Below are 22,202 nucleotides of genomic sequence, written 5' to 3'. Positions count from 1 at the left end.
GCCCCCGACCGCCGCGCACCCCGGCGAGGATGAGCGGAGAGGTCGTGGAGCCGCATTTCGCGCACCCGGTCACGCAGCGGCCTCCTCGAAGTCCAGTCCGTATGTGGCGAGCGCCATGGCCACGCGCCGTTCTCACCGCCGTTGTTGCTCGCACCGGATGTCCCACGCCAAGCAGCGCACCCCGAAGCGAAGCCATGACGCCACGTCAACAGCGGGCAGCGCGACGGGCGTTGGGGCCCATTGTTGCGTAGCCGCGGCACGTCGTCCGACGGTGGCCGACAAGATCCGTGGGAGCAGGCGGAAAAGCAGGGTTTGGAACATCGGGCCGCACCCGGACAGCGGACGAAGGCTGAGAAGTCGCAGGCGACATTGCCCTGTGCACGCGTGGCCGAGCGGGCGCCTCACCGCGACGGCACGTGCGTGAGACGACAGCTCGAATGGCGGCCGTGGCAGCCACACGCGGAAGCGGTCGGGAACGGCCCCGGCAGGGCTCCTTACGTCACCCGACGAGGCGGAGTCCGGCGAGGCACGGCCCTGTTCCCGCTGCGTCGCGTCACCGGTTCAACCGGCTCCACGCCGGCGGGTCGGGATCTCCGTACACGCCTTGCAGTGGCCGGTGAGAGCGACGCCCGTCGGGTCCAGGCGGAAGCCGCTTTCCCGGGCGAGGCGTTCGGCGACCTCGTCGAGCAAGTCGGCGGCTGCCTCGTTCACGTGGCCGCACGCCCGGCAGATCACGTGGAGGCGCGGCCCGGTCTCGCCGCGCAACAGCGCCGAGAGCTGGTACGCGGCGGCGTCCGGCCCCATCCGCGTCTGGACCACGAGGCCCAGGCGTTCGAGAGCATCCAGCGCGCGGTAGATGGTCGTGCGGTGCACCCCGGGCGCGGCCCGGTTGACCGCGACAAAGGCCTGATCCGCCGTCAGGTAGCCGTCGGCGTCGGCCAGGACGCGCAGTACGGACGTGCGGGCGACGGTGACGCGCTCGCCGTGCGCGCGGATGAGGCGTACCGCTTCCTCGACGGGATCGGGAGTCGCCCCGGGCGAGGAGCCGTCGGGGGTGGGGTGCACTGCTCCGTCGTCCATATGCAACAGTGTCGCATCTGGCCGGGCGACGTGGGAGGGCGGTGGCCATGGACGCGACGACGCGGATATCGGAACCTGCTTGCGTGGCCGATGGCACGGGGGCGCGGGTGCGGGACCGGGACGACGCCTGCCCGGGAACGCTCGACGCGGCGCAGGGCGACGACGGCCTGATCGCCCGCGTCCGGCTGCCCGGTGGTCGGGTGTCCACAGCGCAACTGCGCGCCCTGGCGGCGGGTGCGCGGCACTTCGGCAAGGGTTTCGTCGATCTGACCGTACGCGCGAACACCCAGGTTCGCGGGCTGTCCCCCCAGGGGGTGGTCGCACTGGGCGGGCGCCTGGCGGCGGTCGGGCTGATGCCGTCGCCGCTGCACGACCGGGTGCGCAACATCAGTGCGAGCCCGTTCGCCGGACGCGACCGCGACGCGCTCGTCGACGCCGAGCGGTTGGTCACCACACTCGACGCCAAGCTGTGTGCCGATCCCGAACTCGCGGCCCTGCCGGGCCGTTTCCAGTTCGCCGTGGACGACGGCGGAGTACGCGTCGCCACGCGCCGGCACGACATCGCGCTCGTCGCCGTCGCCGGCGACACGATCGCGTTGCATGTCGCCGGCGTGGACACCGGCTTGCGCGCGGGCCCGGAGACGGCGGCGGATCTCGCACTCGTCGCGGCACGTGGGTTTTTGCGGGCCCGTGCCGGCAACGGCGCGTGGCACGTTCGGGAACTACCGGGCGGCGCGGAGGACTTCGCAACCGAACTGGGTGCTTCCGGCGGGCTCATCGCCGCCGGCGTGACCACGGTGACAACGTCGGGCGCGGGTTCGGGGGCCGAATCCACCGAGATCCGAGCTGCCGGCGCCGGATCACCGGGCGCCGGAAAGCCCGGCCGCAGGGATGGTGACCGACTTGTCCCGCCGCGTCGCGCGGCCTCGCCCGCCGTCGGGGTCGTCGCACAACACGACGGGCGTTTCGCCGTCTCCGCACTCGTTCCCCTCGGGCGCCTGACGGCGGAACAGCTCGTCGTGCTCGCCGACGTTGCGGAATCCGCCGTACCGGACGGGGAAGCACGCGTACGCCTGGCGCCGTGGCGCGGCGTGGTCGTCGGCGATGTGGCCCCCGAGGAGGTCGAACGCGTCGTCGCCGCCCTCGAAGCGCTCGGTCTGCCGACGTCGGCCGCGTCGGCGTGGTGGGGTGTGAGCGCGTGCAGCGGGCTGGGCGAGTGCCGCCGCGCGCGCGTGGACATCCGGGCGCTGGCGGGCGCGTTCGTGGAACAGGCCCGGACCCGCGAGCCGAACGGACGCACAGGCGCGGTGCACTTCGCGGCCTGCGAGCGGGCATGCGGCCGTCCGGCGGGGGCGGCGGCCGTGGTGGCCGTGGAGTCGGTCGGTGCGGCACCCGTGGCCCCGGCCGCGAGCCGCGCACAGGCTGCGGACGGGAGCGCGGCGGCGGTCGACGCGAACGAGGTGCGATCGACCGCCCTGTGTCCGGTCGTCCCGATTGCCGCCCCCGACAAGCCCTCTGTCGGTGACGCAGCGACGGGCGACCTCGCGCACCCCGGCGAAAACGCCCGGTTCGAGGTGATCGCAACCAGCCCGGTCGCGGCACGGACGCTGACCGCCGCAATACGGGCCGTACGGCCCTCCGCCGATGTGACTGCGGCCGCGATTGGTCCCGCGCGCCCGGCCCCCGCAGGGACCGAAGGCGGACCCAAAGACGGACACCGGCGAACCACGGCCGATCCGCCCGACGAGAAGTCCCCGTACCCCGCCGCCCGGACCGCTCCCCCGGGCGTCGCCGGACAGTCCGGCAAAAACCGCGTACGAACGGTCAATCCCCCACTTCCCGAGAGGCAGCCCCCCGTGGACGACTGGCTCAAAGACGGCGCCGAGATCTACCGCCGGTCGTTCGCGACGATCCGCGCCGAAGCCGATCTCTCGCGTTTTCCCGACGATGTCTCGCGCGTGGTCGTCCGCATGATCCACGCGTGCGGCATGACCGATCTGCCGGCGGACATCGGATTCCACCCCGACGTGGCGCGGGCCGCGAGTGCCGCGCTGCACGCCGGCGCGCCGATTCTGTGTGACGCGCAGATGGTCGCCTCCGGTGTCACGCGTGCGCGGCTGCCGCGCGACAACGAGGTCAAGTGCCTGTTGTCCGACCCGCGCGTCCCGGCGCTCGCCGCCGCGCAGGGCACCACGCGCAGCGCGGCGGCCGTCGACCTGTGGGGCGACGATCTGGCCGGGGCTGTCGTCGCGGTCGGCAACGCGCCCACCACGTTGTTCCGGCTCCTCGAACTGCTCGAAGCCGGGGCGCCCGCTCCGGCGGCGATCGTCGGCGTGCCCGTGGGGTTCATCGGGGCTGCCGAGTCCAAGCAGGCACTGGCCGAACGCGTCGGCGACATCCCGTACTTGGTGGTGCACGGCCGACGCGGGGGCAGCGCGATGGCCGCCGCCGCCCTCAACGCGATGGCGAGCGAGAAGGAGTGAGCGCGCCGAGCCCGCGGCGTACCGCCGTCCCACCCGTACGCACCGGAACAGACCTGTCGGAGCCTCCCGTGACCGAAGCCGCCCACGTCCCCGCGCCCTCCGCGACCGGCCGCCTCTACGGTGTCGGCCTCGGTCCCGGCGACCCCGAGTTGCTGACCCTCAAGGCGCATCGGCTGATCACCTCGGTGCCCGTGGTCGCCTATCCCGTCAAGAAGGGCGCCGCGGGCGTCGCGATCACCATCGCCGGGCAATACCTGAGCCCCCATCAGATCCGGCTGCCCCTGGAATACCCGGTCACCACCGAGGAGACCGACCACCCCGGCGGGTACGACGGCGCCCTCGCCGAGTTCTACGACACCACCGCCGCCGAGATCGCCGCTCACCTGGACGCCGGACGCGACGTCGCGGTGCTGTGTGAAGGCGACCCCTTCTTCTACGGCTCCTACATGTACTGGCACGAGCGCCTCGCGGACCGCTACCCGACCGAGGTCGTGCCGGGCGTCACCTCGGTCAGCGGCGCGGCGGCGATACTCGGCCGCCCGCTCGTACAGCACGACGAGGTCCTGACGATCCTGCCGGGCACGCTGCCGCCCGACGTGCTCGCGGCGCGACTGCGTACCTCCGACTCGGCGGCGGTCATCAAGCTGGGCCGCCGCCATTTCGCCGACGTGCGCGCCGCCTTCGAGGAAGCCGGCGCCGCCGACCGCACGTGGTATGTCGAACGCGCCACCACGCCCCGGCAGCGTGTCGCGCCGCTTGCGGAGGTGGACGCCGCGACCGTGCCGTACTTCTCCCTGGTCATCGCGCCGTCGACGGCACCGGGGACGCCGTTCGCCACGAACCGGATGCCCGGCGTCGTCGTGGACGAGGCGTACGCGGTGCCCGCTCCCACCGGCGAACTCGGTTCGGTGGACGTCGTCGGGCTCGGTCCGGCCGGTCCCGCGTGGCTGACGCCGGAGGCGCACGCAGCGCTGGCGGCGGCCGACGACCTGGTGGGCTACGGGCCGTACGTCGCCCGGGTCCCACCGCGCCCGGGGCAGCGGCGTCACCTGACCGACAACCGTGTCGAGGCCGAACGGGCCCGCCACGCACTGTCGTTGGCCGAAGCCGGGGCGCGGGTCGCGGTCGTCTCGTCAGGTGATGCGGGCGTGTTCGCGATGGCGTCGGCGGTGCTGGAGGCCGCGGACGAGACGAAGAGCCCGGTTCCGGTGCGGGTGGTGCCCGGGTTGTCGGCCATGCAGGCCGTCGCGTCCCGCGCGGGCGCTCCGCTGGGCCACGACTTCTGCGTCATCAGCCTGTCCGACCGGCTCAAGCCGTGGGACGTCATCGCAGACCGGCTGACCGCCGCCGCGCGGGCGGACCTCGCGGTGGCGATCTACAACCCGGCGTCGAAGACGAGGCGGCACCAGGTCGCCGAGGCGCGCGATCTGTTCCTGGCACACCGCGACGCCGCGACGCCGGTGGTGGTGGGGCGCGACGTGGGCGGCCCGACGGAGTCCGTGCGGGTCGTACCGCTCGGCGAACTCGACCCCGGGATCGTGGACATGCGGACGCTGCTGATCGTCGGCTCGTCGACGACGCGGACCTATCCGCGGCCGGACGGCGGCGTCGGGGTCTACACGCCGCGCCGGTACCCCGCGTAGCCGGTGCGCGCGGCTGTGGGACAGTGAGTCCGGATTGCCGACGTATCAGTGCTTTTCGGAAGGTTGCCGTGCCGTACCACGCGACTCCCGCCCCGACGGCTGTGCGGGCCGTCCTAGGCGCCGCACACGCGGAGAACCCACTCCGCCGCCTCGGACGCCGACGCGACGCATTCCCGCGCCGCGGTCGCGGGCCGGGAGATCATGACGACCGGCAGGCCCAGTTCACGTGCGGCGTCGAGTTTCGCGGCGGTCTGCGTGCCTCCGCTGTCCTTGGTCACCACGACGTCGATGCGGTGCCGGCGCATCAGCGCCACCTCGTCGTCGAGCGCGAACGGGCCACGGTCCAACACGAGTTCGAGGTTGCGGGGTACGTCGCCGTCGGGTGCCTCGACGCTGCGAAGCAGGAACCAGAGGTCGTCGAGACGGGCGTACGGAGCGGTCTCCATGCGGCCGGTCGTCAAGAACACGCGCCGCCCGATCCCGGGCAGCGCGTCCGCCGCCTCCCGCGCCGACGCGACCCGGCGCCAGTCGTCGCCGTCGCGGGCGGTCCAGCCCGGGCGCTGGAGCCTCAGCAGCGGGACGCCCGCAGCCTTGGCGCCGGCCACCGCGTTCGCCGAAATCCGGGCCGCGAAGGGGTGCGTCGCGTCGACCACCGCCGCCGCACGGTTGTCGCGCAGCCACGCGGTCAGGCCCTCCACGCCCCCGAAACCGCCGATCCGGGATTCGCCCGCGGGCAGCACGGGAGCCTTCGTACGCCCGGCCAACGACGACACGACGCGCACCGGGTCGGCTCCGTCGAGCAGCGCCGCCAACTGCCGAGCATCGGACGTACCTCCCAGAACCAACACCAATCGCCGCTCGCTCGCCACCGCGTCGTCCCTCTCTCTCCGTACCCCCATCCCACCATCCGGCCGAGCGGAGCGGACCGGTGACCCGGCCCGCCGGGCCGCTGCGCCGGGGCTGGACGACCGGGGCGTGCGCGACCGCCGCGGCCACCGCGGCCTACCAGGCCTTGCTGACCGGCGAGTTCCCCGACCCGGTGACCATCACGCTGCCCGGCGGGGAGACGCCCGCGTTCGCCCTGGCCGTCGAAGAACGCACGGCGGGGTCGGCGATGGCCGGTGTCGTCAAGGACGCGGGCGACGATCCCGACGTGACCCACGGCGCCCTCGTCCGCGCGACGGTCCGGCCCGCGGCGCCCGGGACGGGTGTGGCGTTCCGCGCGGGCCCGGGCGTGGGGACGGTCACCCTCCCCGGCCTGCCGCTCGACGTCGGCGAGCCCGCGATCAACCCGGTTCCCCGCCGCATGATGTGCGAGCACGTCGAGGCGCTCGCCGCCGCACACGGAAGGTCCGCCGACGTCGAGATCGAAGTGTCCGTCGACAACGGCGAAGTGATCGCCCGTCAGACGTGGAATCCACGTCTGGGCATCCTGGGCGGCCTGTCGATTCTGGGCACGACCGGAATCGTGATCCCGTATTCGTGCTCGGCCTGGATCGATTCGATCCGCCGGGGCGTCGACGTCGCGCGTGCGGCCGGCGACACGCACGTCGTCGGCGCGACGGGCACGACGTCCGAGCGGGTCGCCGCCGAGTTGTACGGCCTCTCCGGCACCGCGCTGCTGGACATGGGCGACTTCGCGGGCGCGCTGCTCAAATACCTGCGCCGCCATCCGATTCCGCGGCTGACCATCGCGGGCGGCTTCGCCAAGCTGTCCAAACTCGCCGACGGCCACCTGGACCTGCACTCGGCGCGATCGCAGGTCGACTTCTCGTCGTTGGCCGCACGGGCCTCGGCCTTGGGCGCGTCCGAGGCACTCACCGCCGAAATCCTGGGCGCCAACACCGCCCTGCATGCACTGCGAATATCGCAGGCCGCAGGCCTCCCTCTCGGCCCGGCCGTCGCGGCGGCCGCGCGCGAGACCGCCCGGTCGATCCTGTCCGGCGCGTCGGTTCCGGTCGAGGTCGACACCATAGCCATCGATCGTGCCGGGACCATCGTCGGCCGAGCACCCGGCGACACCTGAGCGTGTGACCTGCGGCCGTGCCGTCGGGCTCCTCTCGGCGGACCGGAGCGGCGTCGCCCGTGACGGCCTCGGGGCCTCCACAGGCCGTGGGCTTCCCGGGCGCCAGGCCCGACCGGCTCCCCCGCACAACGCAGCGCCGCGGCGCGGTAGCGGGTCTGCGCGCGGCAACGGGCTGCACGGCAGTGCGCGCGGAGATGCGCCGGGGCGGTACGAAACGGCGGCGTGAGGCCGACGCGGAGGTGCGGGGCGCCTTCACGCCGGGCACGACGCGGCTCCGTAATGAGTCCGACGCCCGGCCCGGAGAACCGCGTCGACGCTTCGCGGCAGGCCGGCGACGTGCTCTGGCGTACACCGAGGAGGCAGGCTCCGACGCCCGCACGGATCGCCGCCCCGCGCCGCGCGGCACCCGCGCGTTGGGCGGCGCCACCGAGCGGAACGGAACCGGTGATTTCACCGATGCCCTGTGGCGACGCTCACCGCGATGGTGGGCGCAGCACCACCCCCCCGGCGGGTCCCGGGAAGGCAGGCCGATTCCCTCGCGCGTGCGGGAGCGGTAAGCCCGGCGGGATCCGCCAAACCCCCACTGAGAGGACTGCTCGTGCAGCTCAAACGCAAAGGCCGTCACAGCGCCTCGACCGAGCGGGCGGCCAAGAGCCCGCGAGGCCGCGTGGTCAAGGCGGGCATCGCGTGCCTGATGGCCGGCGGCGCGATGCTGGCCACCCAGCTCCCCGGCGGCGCCCAGGCGGCGGACAACCCCTACGAGCGCGGCCCGGATCCGACCGTGGCGAGCATCGAGGCCCTGCGCGGCCCGTACGCGGTCTCCGAGACCAGCGTGTCGTCCCTGTCGGTGACCGGTTTCGGCGGCGGGACCATCTACTACCCGACGACGCGCACCGACGGCACCTTCGGTGCGATCGCGATCTCCCCCGGTTTCACCGCATACCAGTCGTCGATCGCATGGCTCGGACCGCGCCTGGCCTCGCAGGGTTTCGTGGTCTTCACGATCGACACGAACACCACGCTCGACCAGCCCGCCAGCCGTGGCGACCAACTCCTCGCCGCGCTGGACTACTTGACGCAGCGCAGCTCGGTCCGCGACCGGATCGACAGCAGCCGGCTGGGTGTCATGGGCCACTCGATGGGCGGCGGCGGAACGCTGGAGGCCGCGAAGGACCGCCCCTCGCTTCAGGCGGCGATCCCGCTCACCGGCTGGAACACCGACAAGTCGTGGCCGGAGCTGCGGACGCCGACCCTCGTGGTGGGTGCGGACGGTGACACCATCGCCCCCGTCTCGTCGCACTCGGAGCCGTTCTACACGTCGCTGCCGTCGTCGCTGGACCGGGCGTACCTGGAGCTCAACAACGCCACCCACTTCACGCCGAACTCGTCGAACACGACGATCGCGAAGTACAGCATCTCCTGGCTGAAGCGGTTCATCGACAACGACACCCGCTACGAGCAGTTCCTGTGCCCGATCCCGAGGCCGAACACGGCGATCGCGGAGTACCGGGGCAACTGCCCGCACGTCTCCTGACCCGATGCCGCCGGGGACGGTGGCGACCGCCCTGGCCGCGGTCGCCACCGTCCTTGCCGTGCGCACCTGCCGAAATGGCAAGCCTTAATGGCAAGCCTTCGCGCGATTCCTTGTGGCGGCCCACAGCCTTGCGCCGCCGAACACGCGCCCGCCAAGCGCCGCATGCACACGCGAAACCGCAGGTGAGGAAGCGTCAGCGCACGGCCGACACCGGTGCAACGGCGGCCTTCCGCCCGGATTTACACGACGGTAACGTGACCGCTGCTCCCGTACCCGCCCCGCGACGGGGACCGGAAACCAGGGGGCGTCCGTCGTCGCTCGGCCTGATGCCGCCGGGAGGTGAGCGCTCGTGCGGGACGAACCGCGTCGCGACGCGATCCGCACGGAATCCGCCGCAATCGGCCCTGAGAGCGCCGGACCGCTCCGGCGCCTCGGCACGTGGAACCCCCGGCCGGTCGCCGGACACGTGCTCCACCGTCTCACCCGACTCCCGTCCGACACCAAGGCGTTGCTGCTGCTCGCAGCGGCGGCGCACCAGGACGCCCCCGACACGCCGGCGTCCGCCTGCCTGGTTCTACGGGCCGCGCAGGCCGCCGAACTCGGCACCGACACCCTGGAGTCCGCCGAACGAGCCGGGCTGCTGCGGGCCGACGCGGAGCACGTGTCGTTCGGGCCGAGGCTGACCGCGCGTGCGGTGTACGACGCCGCCCCGCTGCGTGCCAGGCAGACCGCGCACCGGCTGCTCGCGTCGTTGCTCGACGCCGAACACGACCGGCTGGCCCACCTGTTGCACCTGGCCTTGGCCACGCCGGCGCCCGCCCCCGACCTCGCCGGTGACCTCGCCGGCGCCGCCCGCACCCCCGCGTCCGCGGTCACCGATGCCCGGCGTGCCCTCGCCCTGCGGCGGGCCGCCACCTTGACACCCGATGCACCGGAACGCGCCGCGCTGCTCGCGGAAGCCGCCGAACACGCCTACCGCATCGGCCGGGCCGACTGGGCTCGCCGGTGGACCGCACAGACCCGCGGCCTGCCTGCGGGCACGGTGGCCCGGGGCATGGCAGCGCACGTACACGGCCTCATCGCCCTGCGCGACGGGCCGATCGCCGACGCCCAACAGTCGCTGCTGCTCGCGACGCGCCTCCTCGCGCGGCACTCCCCGAAGGCCGCGGTCCGCTGCCGTCTGGACGCGGCGGAGGCGGCCTGGGCGCTGGGCGACGCCTCGGGATTCCGCGACGCCGTCGAGCCCCTGACCCGCGAACCGGCCCCCGGTCCGGGCGACACCGTGGCCTACGGAGTCGGAACGCGGGCGATGCTGGACCCCGGCCTGGCCGGTTTCGCGACCGGGTCGGCCGTCCTGCGCGGTGTCGTGGCGCGCGCCGAACACGCGGACGACATCGAGCAGTTGCTGCGGGCCGGTGGCGCGGCGCTGATGGTGGGCGACGTCGCGGCGGCCGGCCGGATCAGCGGCCGTGCGCTGGCACTTGCCCGGGTGTCCGGTCCCGTCACGGCCGTGCCGCGGATCCTGGAACACCTCGCCTACGCGGAACTGCGGGCGGGCCGGCACATGCAGGCACGCACCCACGCGGAGGAAGGGGCGCTGGCCGCCCGCCGGATCGGTCAGCGCAACCTGGTAGCCCACCACCACGCGGTATTGGCGCTGGTGGCGTCCCTCGACGACGACGCGACGACCGTGCGCAGACACGCCGACACGGTCGAGGCCATCGCCGCGGCCCACGGCCTGCGGCAGCCGGCCACCCTGGTGTCGTGGGCGCTCGCCCGCGCCGATCTGGCCCGGGGTCGGCCCGTGGAAGCCGCCGCGCGTCTGGCGCCGATGTTGCGTGAGGACTCGGGGCAGGGCCACTTCGCGCTGCGCATGCTGCCGGTGCCGTGCTTCGTGGAGGCCGCGGTCCTGGCCGGCACTCCCGAGCCCGCGCGCGGTCCGCTGGCCGCGTTCGCGGTGTGGGCCGAGCTCCAGACCGACCCGCAGGCACCGGCTCAACTCGCGTGCTGCCAGGCGCTGTTGGCCGCCTTCGACGGCAGCTTGCCGGAGGACGTCGAGGCGTTGTACGAGACGGCGCTGTCCCGCCACCCCCAGCCCGACAACGGCTTCGAGCACGCCCGCACGCTGCTGTCGTACGGCCGGTGGCTGCGGCGAACCCGCCGCCCGGCCAAGGCGCGTGACGTGCTGCGCGACGCCCGGGCCGCCTTCGACCGGTGCGGCGCCCGAGTCTGGTCCGCCCACGCGGCGGCCGAACTGCGTGCCACGGGAGCCCCACCGACCTCGCAACCGTCGGCGGGACTGGGCGAGTTGACGCCGCAGCAGTTGCGTATCGCGCGATACGTCGCCGAGGGCGCGACGAACCGGGAAATCGCCACGTATCTGTCGGTGAGCATCCGCACCGTCGACCACCACCTCCGCAACGTCTTCGCGACGCTCGGAGTTCGCTCCCGGGTCGAACTGGCCCGCCTGGTCGACCGCGCCGAGGCACTGTCCTGACAACGAGACGCAACTCGGCTTATCCCGAGAGGAGTCATGTCACGACGGTCGTGACGGCCAGGCCGCCCGTCGCCTACCGTCCGCGCTCGCGGGTCGGTGAGTACAAGTGGCTTTCGCAGAAGCCCGGTTCGTTGTCGGCGAGGACGCGGCCGATCATGATGACCGCGACGGCCTTGATGCCGTTGTCCCTGACCAGTGCGGTGAGGTCGGCGAGGCGTCCGCGTACGACGAGTTCGTCGGGGCGTGAGGCGCGCGCCACCACCGCCACCGGGCAGTCGGGGCCGTAGATCGGAGCCAACTCCTCGACCACGCGGTCGGTTTCGCGTACCGCCAGGTGGAGGACCAGCAGGGCACGCGATTGGCCGAGGGTGGCGAGGTCTTCGCCCGGCGGCATCGCGGTCGAGTTGTTGGAGACGCGTGTCAGGACGACGGTTTGGCCGATGCCGGGGAGGGTGAGCTCGCGGCCGAGCGTCGCCGCCGCGGCGGCGAACGCGGGGACGCCCGGGGTGATGTCGTAGTCGATGCCCAACGCGTCGAGGCGGCGGGTCTGTTCGCCGATCGCGCTGTAGAAGGACGTGTCGCCGGAGTGGAGGCGCACGACGTCGTGCCCGGCGCGGTGCGCAGTCTCGAATTCGGCGACGATCTCGTCGAGGGTGAGGTTCGCGGTGTCGACGAGCCGCGCGTCCGCCGGTGCGGCGTCGAGGAGTTCGCGCGGGACGATGGCGCCGGCGTAGAGGCAGACGGCCGCGGACTCGATGAGCCGGAGGCCGCGCACGGTGATCAGGTCGGCGGCCCCTGGACCCGCACCGACGAAATGCACGGTCATGCGGTGGCTCCCGTCGCCGTGGCGTTCCGGGTGTTCTTGACGACGGTCCACTGCGTCACCGGCATGAGCGCGCGCCAGCCGGTGAAGCGGCCGACCGGAGCCGACCGGCTGATCTGAATCCGCGTCAATTCACCGCCCAGCACGGCGCGGTGCCGGACCACGTCGGCTTCGGTCTCGGCGGTGACCGCGTTCGCGACCAGCCGCCCTCCCGGGCGCAGCGCGGACCAGCAGCACTCCACGACACCGGGGACGGTCAGTCCGCCGCCGATGAAGACCGCGTCGGGGGCGCCGGTTCCGGCGAGTTCGTCGAGGACGCCGGGTGCCGAGCCGAGGACGACGTGGAGGCCGGGCACGCCAAGGGCGCGGGCGTTCCCGCGAATCCGCTCGGCGCGCTCCGCGTCGGCCTCGACGGCGACGGCGCGGCAGGTCGCGTGGGCGCGGGACCATTCGATGCCGATGCTGCCGCTGCCCGCGCCGATGTCCCACAGGAGTTGGCCGGGGCGCGGGGCGAGCGCGGCGAGGGTGACGGCGCGGGTCTCCCATTTGGTGAGCTGGCCGTCGTGCTCGTACGCCGCGTCGGGCAGGCCGGGAACGGCGACCGCCGACGCCGCCCGGTCAGACATCCTCGCCGCCTTCGAGGTCGCCTTCGACTTCGAGGTACGCCTCGCGCAGCCCGTCCAGGGTCGCCGCCTCGGGTTCCGCCCACAGTCCTCGGTCGGCGGCCTCCAGGAGGCGTTCCGCGATGCCGCGCAGCGCCCACGGGTTGGAGGTGCGCATGAAGTCGCGGTTGGCGGGGTCGAGCACGTACTCGGCGGCGAGTTTCTCGTACATCCAGTCCTGTACGACGCCGGTGGTCGCGTCGTAGCCGAACAAGTAGTCGACGGTCGCCGCGAGTTCGAACGCGCCCTTGTAGCCGTGTCGGCGCATCGCCTCGATCCAGCGCGGGTTGACCACGCGGGCGCGGAAGACGCGGGCGGTCTCCTGCGCGAGGGTGCGGGTGCGTACCGCGTCGGGCATGGTCGAGTCGCCGATGTACGCGGCCGGCGCGGTGCCGGTCAGCGCGCGCACGGCGGCGACCATGCCGCCGTGGTACTGGAAGTAGTCGTCGGAGTCGGCGATGTCGTGCTCGCGGGTGTCGGTGTTCTTCGCGGCGACGGCGATGCGGCGGTAGGCGCCTTCCATGTCCTCGCGCGCGAACACCCCGTCCAGGCCCCGCCCGTAGGCGTAGCCGCCCCACGTCGCGTAGACCTCGGCGAGGTCGGCGTCGTCGCGCCAGGTACGTGCGTCGATGAGCGGCAGCAGCCCGGCCCCGTACGCTCCCGGCCGTGATCCGAACACCCGTGTCGTGGCGCGGCGTTCGTCGCCGTGTGCGGCAACGTCCGCACGCACGTGGGCGCGGACGAAGTTCTGGTCGTCGGGCTCGTCCAATCCGGCGGCCAGCCGGACTGCGTCGTCGAGGAGGACCACGACGTGCGGGAACGCGTCGCGGAAGAAGCCGGAGATCCGAACCGTCACATCAACGCGCGGGCGCCCGAGTTCGGCGAGCGGCACGGCTTCGAGACCGGTCACGCGGCGCGACGCGTCGTCCCACACGGGCCGGACGCCGAGCAACGCCAACACCTCGCCGACGTCGTCGCCGCTGGTGCGCATCGCGCTGGTCCCCCACACCGAGAGTCCCACCGAGCGCGGCCAATCGCCGTTGTCCGCTCGGTACTTCGCCAAGAGGGATTCGGCGAGGGCCTGGCCGGTCTCCCACGCGAGACGGCTGGGCACGGCCTTCGGGTCGACGGTGTAGAAGTTGCGGCCGGTCGGCAGGACGTTGACCAGCCCGCGCAGCGGCGACCCGGACGGGCCGGCGGGCACGTACCCGCCGTCCAGCGCGTGCAGCACGGCGCCGATTTCGTCGCCGGTGCGGTCGAGGCGCGGCACGACCTCGGTGGCGGCGAACGCCAGCACCTCGGCGACGGCGGGGGCCGCGGTGCCCAGCACCTCCTCGCACACGGACGGCGCCGCACCCGGGTCCCACCCGCGCGCCTCCATCGCGGCGACGAGCGCGTGGGCACGGGCTTCGGCGTCGTCGGTCTCGCGGCGGCCGGCGCTGCCGCCTTCCACGAGGCCGAGGGCTTCGCGCAGTCCGGGCAGCGCGGCGGTCCGACCGCCCCAGACCTGGCGGGCCCTCAGCATCGCGGTGACGAGGTTGACCCGGCCCTCCCCGGAGGGTGCGGTGCCGAGCACGTGCAGGCCCTCGCGGATCTGCGCGTCCTTGACCTCGCACAGCCAGCCGTCGAGGTGCAGCAGGAAGTCGTCGAACTCGGCCTCGTGCGGCCGGTCTCCGATGCCGAGGTCGTGGTCGAGGCGGGCGGCCTGCACGAGCGTCCAGATCTGCGCCTGCACGGCGGGGGCCTTGGCGGGGTCGAGTGCGGAGACGTTGGCGTACTCGTCGAGGAGTTGTTCGAGGCGCGTGAGGTCACCGTAGGTCTCGGCGCGTGCCATGGGCGGCACCAGGTGGTCCACGATGACCGCGTGGGCGCGCCGCTTGGCCTGGGCCCCTTCGCCCGGGTCGTTGACCAGGAAGGGGTAGATGAGCGGCAGGTCGCCGAGCACGGCGTCGGGCCCGCATTCGGCGGACAGGCCGAGGTTCTTGCCCGGCAGCCACTCCAGCGTGCCGTGCTTGCCCAGGTGGACCAGGGCGTTCGCGCCGAAGCCGCCGTCCACGCGGGCCGCGTCCAGCCACCAGTACGCCGCCAGATAGTGGTGGCTGGGCGGCAGGTCGGGGTCGTGGTAGATCGCGACGGGGTTCTCGCCGAAGCCGCGCGGCGGCTGGATGATCATGACGATGTTGCCGGCGCGCAGGGCGGCGAGGACGATCTCGCCGTCGGGGTCGCGCGAGTGGTCGACGTAGAGTTCGCCGGGCGGCGGCCCCCAGTGCTCCTCGATGTTCGCGCGCAGGCCGACCGGCAGCCGGGCGTAGCGCTCGCGGTATTCGGCGGCGCTGATGCGCACGGGGTTGCCTTCGAGCTGCCCCTCGGTCAGCCATTCGGGGTCCTGGCCGCCCGCGGCGATCAGGGCGTGGATCAGCGCGTCGCCGTCGGCCGGTTCGAGGCCGGGCAGCGCGTCGGGCCCGTCGACCGGGCCGACGTCGTACCCGGCTTCGCGCATCGCGCGCAGCAGCGCGACCGCGCTGGCGGGCGTGTCGAGGCCGACGGCGTTGCCGATGCGGGCGTGCTTGGTCGGGTACGCGGACAGCACGACGCCGATGCGGCGCTCGGCGGCCGGCACACGCCGCAGTTGGGCGTGGCGTACCGCGATGCCGGCGACGCGCGCGGCCCGTTCGGGGTCGGCTGCGTAGTAGGTGAGCCCGTCGGCGCCGGTCTCCTTGAACGAGAACGGCACGGTGATCAGGCGCCCGTCGAACTCGGGCACGGCGACCTGGGTGGCGGCGTCCATCGGCGACAGGCCGGTGTCGCCGGCCTCCCATTCGGCGCGGCTGGTGGTGAGGCTGAGGGCCTGGAGGACGGTGATGTCGAGATCGGCGAGCGCGCCGACGTCCCATGCCTCGTCGTCGCCGCCCGCGGACACCTCGGCGGGGCGGGTGCCGCCCGAGGCGAGCACGGTCACCAGCAGCGCGTCGACCTCGGCCAGCGCCTCGAACAGCGACGGCTCGGCGCCCCGCAGCGACGCGCACCAGATGGGGACGGGCCGGCCGCCCGCGTCCTCGATGGCGTCGCACAGCGCGGAGACGAACGCGGTGTTCCCCGCGAGGTGGTGGGCGCGGTAGTAGAGCACGCCGACGCCGGGCGCGTCCGGGTTGCGCGTGGGCCGGTCGAGGCGGCCCCAGGCGGGGACCTCGACGGGCGGGTCGAAGCCGTGCCCGGTGAGCAGGAGAGTGTCGGACAGGAACCGGTAGAGGTTCGTCAGGTTTTCGGCGCCGCCGTGCGCGAGGTAGGTGTGCGCCTGGGCGCTGACCCCGGCGGGCACGGTGGCGAGTTCCATGAGCGCGGCGTCGGCGACCTGTTCGCCGGAGACGACCACGACCGGGCGCGGGCCGGCGAGCAGCGCGTCGAGGCCTTGCTCCCACGCGCGGCGTCCGCCGAGGAGGCGTACGACGACCAGATCGGTGCCGTCGAGGAGTTCGGGCAGGTCGTCGACGGACGTACGGGCCGGGTTGGCGAGCCGCCAGTCGCCCGCACTGGCCTTGGCGCTCAGCAGGTCCGTGTCGGAGGTGGAGAGGAACAGAATCACCGGGCCACCCCCGGGCGGCGGGATGCGGGTGCGCACGCGCGGGTGGCGGCGGGTGGCTGCGGGCACGACGGCGTCGTCACGGTGCGCGCCTCTCCGGGGTCCTCGCCCCATCGGACAACGGGGCGGACGCGCAGTTCCTGACTTCCGACACGTCGCCCCTTGCGGGCGGCGACGCGCGGTCACAGTGGCGGGACCGTCCCGGACTTGCACCGGGTTCCTGGCCACGCCCTCCCCGCACCGACGGTGGTCGGTGCGGGGACAGCTTCGCGCAGCGCGGCGACGCAGGGCAAGTGACGGCGGTGTGGCGTGCGCGACGTCGGGCGGGACGACCAAGCCGGTGTCCGGCGGGCGCGCCGACCGTCAGACGTCCGCGTCGCGGCCGTCGACCAGGCCCAACTCGTGGGCCAATACCGCCGCTTGGGCGCGGCTGCGCACGCCGAGCTTCGGGAGGATGCGGCTGACATGCGTCTTCGTCGTCGCCTCGGCCATCGCGAGATGCTCGGCGATCGCCTGGTTCGACATGCCGCGGCCCAGGCACACCAGCACCTCCCGCTCACGCGGCGTCAGCGACCGCACGGCGGCGAGCGCTTCCTGGTGCGGGCGGCCGGCCGTCGTCCCGGGGCCGGACGCGAAGGCGGCGATCAGGCGGCGGGTGACCGCCGGGGCGATGATGCCCTCGCCGCGGGCGACCAGCCGCACGGCGCCGGTCAGCGCTTCCGCGTCGGAGTCCTTGAGCAGGAAGCCCGAGGCGCCCGCGCGCAGCGCGCCGAACACGTACTCGTCGAGGTCGAACGTGGTGAGGACCAGCACGTCCGCGAGCCCTTCGCGGACCACCTCGCGGGTCGCGGCGACGCCGTCCATGCGCGGCATCTGCACGTCCATGAGCACGACGTCGGGGCGCAGTTCGCGTGCGAGGCGGACGGCCTCCTCGCCGTCCGCGGCCTCGCCGACGACCTCCATGCCCGGTGCCGCCCCGAGGATCATGACCAGCCCGGCGCGTACCGCGGCCTGGTCCTCGGCGACGACGATGCGGATCGCGGGGGTGTCGGTGGGCACTTGGTGTTCCCTCTCTCGTCGGTTCGGCAGGTCTCGCGCGGTCGCGCGGTCATTCCTCGGCGTCGCACAGCGGCAGTTCGGCGCGGACGCGCCAGGCGTTCGCGACGGCCCGTGGGCCGGCGTCGAAGGTGCCGCCCAGCAACGAGGCGCGCTCGCGCATGCCGACCAGTCCCGCCCCGGCCCCCGGCGCGCGGGGGCCTTCGGGATCGGGGGCGTACGGGCTGTCCACCACGACCAGCAGTGCCGTCGCCGACCGGTCCAGGCGTACCGTCACCGTCCCCGGGGCGGCGTGCTTGAGCACGTTCGTCAAGGACTCCTGCACGATCCGGAACGCCGCGAGCTCGACCGGCGCCGGCAACGTCTCGTCGCGCGGCCTGCGGTCGTCCAGGGCGAACCGCAGCCCGTTGTCGGCGCCGCTGCGCGAAGCGCGGGCGATCAGCGCGTCGAGCGAGTCCAGGCGCGGTACGGCGGCCTCCGACCCCTCACCCGCCGCCGCCTCGCCGCCCCCGCTGTTGCGCAGCAGCCCGATCAGGCGACGCATCTCGGCGAGCCCCTGCACACTGCTCTCCCGGATCACCGCCAGCGCTCGTGCCGTGGCCTCCGGATCGCCTTTCGCGACGGACATCGCCGCCGTCGAGTGGATCGCGATCGCGGACAGGTGGTTCGCCACCACGTCGTGCAACTCGCGTGCCATCCGGGCGCGTTCCTGCTCCACGGCGGCACGTCGGTCCAACTCGGCCAGCAGCGCGGTCTGTTCGGCCCGCAGCCGTTCGGCGGCGGCCTCCTCGCGGTGGGTGCGGATGGTCCAGCCGGTCCACCACGGCGTGAGCGTGACCAGGCCCGCGAAGACACCGACGATGAGGCCTTTGGCGTCGCGCGCCAGTCCCACGGCGACGACGGTCGCGACGACGGTGGCGACGACCGCGGCGGGGGCGAGGCGGCGGGCAAGGCGTTCGGGCCCGTACAGCGTCGCGGCGTAGACGACGTCGGTGAACATCACGATCGTGGCGACGTTGGAGCCCAGGAACTGGTCGCCGACCAGCGCGACGAGGGCGACGGCGAGCGCGGTCTTCTGCGCGACGCGGCGCAGCACTTCGGCCACGGTCATCAGGGCCAGGGGCAGCAGGGTCCACTCGTCGGGCAGGTCGCCGTAGTCGGCGATGAGGTCCACGAGGAGCAGCACGATCCCGCTGACCAGCCCTGCGGCGGCGATCGCGTAGTCGTGCGGGTGGGGGCGTCTGCGTGCCATGCCCCGCCTTTCGTGCCGGTCGTCGGGGTGGGTCGGCGGCGCATCGGGGTGGCTCGAAGGTGCGCCGGGGTCCATCGCACCACGGTCGGCTACGCCGTGCCGTCCCCACCGGGTCGTGTCCGTGCGGAGGCGGCGTACATCGAAGTATGCAGCGGCCGATCGTCGGCGCCGACGACGATCCGAGGGCCGTGAGCCGGGAGCCTGGAAGCGACGGCGGGGGCCCTGGAGCACGAGGCTCCCGCCGGACACCGCGACGAACCGGCAACCCCGAGGGAGGCGTCATGCTGATCGGCCTGATCATCGCGTGCGAGGTCGCGTTCTGGGTCATCCTCGGCCTCGCGTTGAGCGCCCGCTATGTGTTCCGCATGCGCCGGACGAGCACCGCGCTTCTGGTGGCGGTGCCGCTGGTGGACGTGGTGCTGCTCGTGGCGACGGTGATGGACCTGCGCGGCGGCGCGACGGCGGACTTCAAGCACGGTTTGTCGGCGGCGTACATCGGCTTCTCCGTCGCGTACGGCCACTACCTGGTCAAGTGGGCCGACGTCCGGTTCGCACACCGGTTCGCGGGCGGCCCGGCGCCGGTGAAACCGCCGAAGTACGGTGTGGCCCGCGCGGCGCACGAGTGGCGGATCGCCGGCATGACCGCGCTGGCCGGCGGCATCGCCGCGGGGCTGCTGCAACTGGCGGTCTGGTGGGTGGACGACGCGTCGCGCACCGACCAACTGAGCGCGTGGCAGGGGCGCATGGGCATGATCGTCGGAATCAACGCGATCATCGCGCTGACCTACAGCGTGTGGCCCAAGGAACCCCCGGCCTCCGACTCGTCCCGGAGTGACCCGCGTGTCAAGGAGTACTTGGGCGGGCGCAGGTAGGCGGCGCGGGCGAGCCGGAACGGCGGAACCGGGGAGGACCGGGCACCGGGTGCCTTGTCCTCCCCGGTTCCGCCGTTCCGCCGCCGTGCGCGACGCGGGCGAGCCGCTGTGCGGTCTGCCGATACGATCACGTGCCCATGAGCGCCACGATCGTCNCCCTCCCCCCCCCCCCCCCCCCCCCCCCCCCCCCCCCGCCGCCGTGCGCGACGCGGGCGAGCCGCTGTGCGGTCTGCCGATACGATCACGTGCCCATGAGCGCCACGATCGTCGTCAAGGACCTCGCCGCCGGGCACGGGGACCGGGTGCTGTTCTCCGCGCTGGACCTGGTGGTCGCACCGGGCGACGTGGTCGGCCTGGTCGGGGCGAACGGTGCCGGGAAGTCGACGTTGCTGCGCGTGCTCGCCGGATTGGACGCGCCCGAGGGCGGTTCGATCCATGTGAGCCCGCCGACGGCGACGGTCGGACACCTGCCGCAGGAACCCGAGCGACGGGAGGGCGAGACCGTACGCGCGTTCCTCGGCCGCCGGACCGGCGTCACCGCCGCGCAGGCCGCCCTCGACAGCGCCACCGAGGGCCTGGTCGAGGGCCGTGCGGGCGCCGACGACGAGTACGCGGTCGCGCTGGAGCGCTGGCTCGGCCTCGGCGGCGCCGACCTGGACGAACGCGCCGAGGCGGTCGCCGCCGACCTCGGGCTGACCGTCGGACTCGACCAGCCCATGACGTCGCTGTCCGGCGGCCAGGCCGCCCGTGCGGGGCTCGCCTCGCTGCTGCTCAGCCGGTACGACGTGTTCCTGCTGGACGAGCCGACCAACGACCTGGACCTGGACGGCCTGGACCGCCTGGAGAAGTTCGTCACCGGGCTGCGCGCCGGGACGATCGTGATCAGCCACGACCGCGAGTTCCTGACGCGTACCGTCAACCGCGTCGTCGAGCTCGACCTCGCCCAACGGCAGGTCCGCTCGTACGGCGGCGGGTACGCGGCGTACCTGCACGAACGCGAGGTCGCGCGCCGCCACGCGCGGGAGGAATACGAGGAGTACGCCGACACCAGGGCGGCCCTCGAAGAACGCGGCCGCACGCAGCGCGCGTGGATGGACAAAGGCGTCAAGAACGCCCGGCGCAAGGCCACCGACAACGACAAGATCGGGCGCAAGTTCCGCTCCGAGGCGAGCGAGAAGCAGGCCGCCAAGGCCCGCCAGACCGAGCGGATGATCGAACGCCTGGAGGTGGTCGAGGAACCCCGCAAGGAGTGGGAGCTGCGCATGGAGATCGCCGCGGCGCCGAGGGCGGGCGCGGTGGTCGCGACCCTGCGCGGCGCGGTCGTGCGGCGCGGCGGCTTCACGTTCGGCCCCGCCGACCTCCAGATCGACTGGGGCGACCGCGTCGCCATCACCGGCCCCAACGGTTCCGGCAAGACGACGCTGCTCGGCGCTCTGCTCGGCCGGATCTCCCTCGCCGAGGGACAGGCCGCGCTCGGGCCGGGCGTCGTCGTCGGCGAGATCGACCAGGCACGCGGCCTCTTCGACGGCGACGACGCGCTGCTGGGCGCGTTCGGCGCGGCGGTACCCGACATGGTTCCCGGCGACGTGCGGACGCTGCTGGCGAAGTTCGGCCTGGGAGCCGGGCACGTCCTGCGCCCGGCGGCGACGCTGTCACCGGGCGAACGCACGCGCGCGGCACTGGCGTTGCTCCAGGCGCGCGGGGTCAACCTGCTGGTGCTGGACGAGCCGACCAACCACCTCGACCTGCCGGCGATCGAACAGCTCGAATCGGCTCTGGCGTCGTACAACGGCACGCTGCTGCTGGTCACCCACGACCGCCGGATGTTGGAGGCGGTCGCGACCAACCGCCGGATCACCGTCGCGGACGGGCGCGTCAGGGACGAGTGACGTCCGTGGCGGGCGCGTCCGCATGCTTCCCCGTGCCCGAGGGAGCGCCCGCCCCCGGTTTCGGAACGCGTGAGCGAACGCGCGCCGGCATCCGCCGGCATCCCGTGCCCGAGCCGCCGCCACCCGGTTTCGGGGCGCGTGAGCGAACGCGCGCGCCGGCGAACGCGGGCTGCCTCCTGCCAGAGTCGGCGCCACCGGGGTGGGCGGCGGCCGACGGCGCGGCCGCGTTCAGACGGCTTCGACGTAGACCCACGCCCCGTCGACGCGCGCGAACGTGCTGTGCTCCTCCAGCACCGCGTCCCTTCCGCCCTCGCGGTAGTGCGCGCGGAAGGTGACGGTCCCCTCCTGGTGGAACACGCCCCCGTCGGTCGTGGCCAGCACATCGAGCCCCGTCCAGCGCGTGCGCGGATCCAGTCCGAGCCGCGCGGGCCGCGTCCCGGGATGCCACGTCGCCAGGAGGTACGCCTCGTCACCGACCGCGAACGCCGAGTACCTCGACCGCATCAGCCGCTCGGCCGTGGCCGCGGCGGCCTCGCCGCGGTGGAAGCGCCCGCAGCAGTCCGCGTACGAGGCGTCCAGGCCGCACGGGCACGGCCCCGCCGGGTCGAGAACGGGCCGGGCGGAGCGGTCTTGCGGGCGGGCGGTCTTGCGTCGCGACATGGTCGCGATTATCGCGTCGCGCGCGGGCGGACAGGAAACGGCTCATCGTCGTAACGGGCAGGCGGGCGCAGCCCCGCGCCGGCGCCACGTGCACACCGCCTTCGCGAGGCCCGGCCTCGCCTGGCGGGGCTTTCGGTGAAGCTCC

At 73.6% G+C, this 22,202-nt stretch carries 14 protein-coding genes, 2 pseudogenes and 1 riboswitch; of the genes and pseudogenes, 8 read left to right on the top strand and 8 right to left on the bottom strand.

Annotated features, from left to right (window positions below; genetic code table 11):
- Positions 1-561: 561 nt before the first annotated feature.
- Positions 562-1,080, bottom strand: coding sequence for a Fur family transcriptional regulator (locus ACRX5W_RS20120; protein ID WP_436789598.1), 519 nt, complete (start codon positions 1,078-1,080; stop codon positions 562-564).
- Positions 1,081-1,127: 47 nt separating this feature from the next.
- Between ACRX5W_RS20120 and cobG the strand changes: the two are divergent.
- The 3 genes and pseudogenes from cobG to ACRX5W_RS20105 all read left to right on the top strand — a co-directional run.
- A pseudogene (gene cobG, locus ACRX5W_RS20115) lies at positions 1,128-2,441 on the top strand (precorrin-3B synthase); the annotation flags it as partial.
- 495 nt (positions 2,442-2,936) lie between these two features.
- A complete protein-coding gene (locus ACRX5W_RS20110; protein WP_436789628.1) occupies positions 2,937-3,563 on the top strand; it encodes a precorrin-8X methylmutase in 627 nt (208 codons plus the stop codon).
- A 68-nt stretch (positions 3,564-3,631) separates the two neighbouring features.
- Positions 3,632-5,206 (top strand): precorrin-2 C(20)-methyltransferase, encoded by a 1,575-nt coding sequence (locus ACRX5W_RS20105; RefSeq protein ID WP_436789597.1) that lies wholly within the window; start codon positions 3,632-3,634, stop codon positions 5,204-5,206.
- A gap of 113 nt (positions 5,207-5,319) precedes the next feature.
- On the opposite strand, the gene ACRX5W_RS20100 is transcribed toward ACRX5W_RS20105, so the two are convergent.
- Positions 5,320-6,105: a cobalt-precorrin-6A reductase gene (locus ACRX5W_RS20100; RefSeq protein ID WP_436789596.1), complete on the bottom strand. Its 786-nt coding sequence runs from the start codon at positions 6,103-6,105 to the stop codon at positions 5,320-5,322.
- A 29-nt stretch (positions 6,106-6,134) separates the two neighbouring features.
- Between ACRX5W_RS20100 and ACRX5W_RS20095 the strand changes: the two genes are divergently transcribed.
- The 3 genes from ACRX5W_RS20095 to ACRX5W_RS20085 all read left to right on the top strand — a co-directional run bounded on the left by ACRX5W_RS20095 (position 6,135) and on the right by ACRX5W_RS20085 (position 11,263).
- Positions 6,135-7,232: a cobalt-precorrin-5B (C(1))-methyltransferase gene (locus tag ACRX5W_RS20095; protein ID WP_436789595.1), complete on the top strand. Its 1,098-nt coding sequence runs from the start codon at positions 6,135-6,137 to the stop codon at positions 7,230-7,232.
- A 598-nt stretch (positions 7,233-7,830) separates the two neighbouring features.
- Entirely contained in the window at positions 7,831-8,766 is a 936-nt protein-coding gene (gene bdeA / locus ACRX5W_RS20090) for a bis(hydroxyethyl) terephthalate hydrolase (protein ID WP_436789594.1), read from the top strand.
- A 349-nt stretch (positions 8,767-9,115) separates the two neighbouring features.
- Positions 9,116-11,263 carry a LuxR C-terminal-related transcriptional regulator gene (locus ACRX5W_RS20085; RefSeq protein ID WP_436789593.1) on the top strand — a complete coding sequence of 716 codons (2,148 nt, stop codon included), beginning with the start codon at positions 9,116-9,118 and terminating at the stop codon, positions 11,261-11,263.
- A 73-nt stretch (positions 11,264-11,336) separates the two neighbouring features.
- On the opposite strand, the gene cobM is transcribed toward ACRX5W_RS20085, so the two are convergent.
- The 5 genes and pseudogenes from cobM to ACRX5W_RS20060 form a co-directional block, all read right to left on the bottom strand.
- Positions 11,337-12,089 (bottom strand): precorrin-4 C(11)-methyltransferase, encoded by a 753-nt coding sequence (gene cobM, locus ACRX5W_RS20080; RefSeq protein WP_436789592.1) that lies wholly within the window; start codon positions 12,087-12,089, stop codon positions 11,337-11,339.
- A pseudogene (cbiT, locus tag ACRX5W_RS20075) lies at positions 12,086-12,685 on the bottom strand (precorrin-6Y C5,15-methyltransferase (decarboxylating) subunit CbiT); the annotation flags it as partial. The pseudogene cbiT and the gene cobM, both read right to left, overlap by 4 nt.
- 19 nt (positions 12,686-12,704) lie before the next feature.
- Entirely contained in the window at positions 12,705-16,331 is a 3,627-nt protein-coding gene (gene cobN / locus ACRX5W_RS20070; RefSeq protein WP_436789627.1) for a cobaltochelatase subunit CobN, read from the bottom strand.
- Between the two features lie 131 nt (positions 16,332-16,462).
- Positions 16,463-16,551, bottom strand: a riboswitch (cobalamin riboswitch).
- Positions 16,552-16,691: 140 nt separating this feature from the next.
- On the bottom strand, positions 16,692-17,387 hold the full coding sequence (locus ACRX5W_RS20065) for a response regulator (RefSeq protein ID WP_436789591.1): 696 nt from the start codon (positions 17,385-17,387) through the stop codon (positions 16,692-16,694).
- A 49-nt stretch (positions 17,388-17,436) separates the two neighbouring features.
- Complete coding sequence (locus ACRX5W_RS20060; protein ID WP_436789590.1) at positions 17,437-18,636, bottom strand: sensor histidine kinase; 1,200 nt, start codon at positions 18,634-18,636, stop codon at positions 17,437-17,439.
- Positions 18,637-18,917: 281 nt separating this feature from the next.
- On the opposite strand from ACRX5W_RS20060, the gene ACRX5W_RS20055 reads away from it, so the two are divergent.
- Entirely contained in the window at positions 18,918-19,508 is a 591-nt protein-coding gene (locus ACRX5W_RS20055; RefSeq protein WP_436789589.1) for a hypothetical protein, read from the top strand.
- 251 nt (positions 19,509-19,759) lie between these two features.
- The gene (locus tag ACRX5W_RS20050; RefSeq protein WP_436789588.1) at positions 19,760-21,397 is read left to right on the top strand and encodes an ABC-F family ATP-binding cassette domain-containing protein; all 1,638 of its coding nucleotides are present in this window, start codon (positions 19,760-19,762) and stop codon (positions 21,395-21,397) included.
- A gap of 228 nt (positions 21,398-21,625) precedes the next feature.
- Here ACRX5W_RS20050 and ACRX5W_RS20045 read toward each other — a convergent pair whose 3' ends face one another.
- On the bottom strand, positions 21,626-22,057 hold the full coding sequence (locus tag ACRX5W_RS20045) for a YchJ family protein (RefSeq protein WP_436789587.1): 432 nt from the start codon (positions 22,055-22,057) through the stop codon (positions 21,626-21,628).
- Positions 22,058-22,202 lie beyond the last annotated feature (145 nt).

The sequence above is a fragment of the Yinghuangia sp. YIM S10712 genome, from assembly GCF_051388935.1.
In the GTDB taxonomy this organism is placed as follows: domain Bacteria; phylum Actinomycetota; class Actinomycetes; order Streptomycetales; family Streptomycetaceae; genus Yinghuangia.
The sequence above is the reverse complement of the archived record's forward strand: the minus strand, read 5'-3'. Positions and strand labels throughout refer to the sequence as shown.

Coding starts and splice junctions, on each gene's coding strand:
- ACRX5W_RS20120 (WP_436789598.1), bottom strand. CDS start 1,080: ATGGACGACGGAGCAGTGCACCCCACCCCCGACGGCTCCTCGCCCGGG.
- ACRX5W_RS20100 (WP_436789596.1), bottom strand. CDS start 6,105: ATGGGGGTACGGAGAGAGAGGGACGACGCGGTGGCGAGCGAGCGGCGA.
- cobM (WP_436789592.1), bottom strand. CDS start 12,089: ATGACCGTGCATTTCGTCGGTGCGGGTCCAGGGGCCGCCGACCTGATC.
- ACRX5W_RS20060 (WP_436789590.1), bottom strand. CDS start 18,636: ATGGCACGCAGACGCCCCCACCCGCACGACTACGCGATCGCCGCCGCA.
- ACRX5W_RS20055 (WP_436789589.1), top strand. CDS start 18,918: ATGCTGATCGGCCTGATCATCGCGTGCGAGGTCGCGTTCTGGGTCATC.
- ACRX5W_RS20050 (WP_436789588.1), top strand. CDS start 19,760: ATGAGCGCCACGATCGTCGTCAAGGACCTCGCCGCCGGGCACGGGGAC.
- ACRX5W_RS20045 (WP_436789587.1), bottom strand. CDS start 22,057: ATGTCGCGACGCAAGACCGCCCGCCCGCAAGACCGCTCCGCCCGGCCC.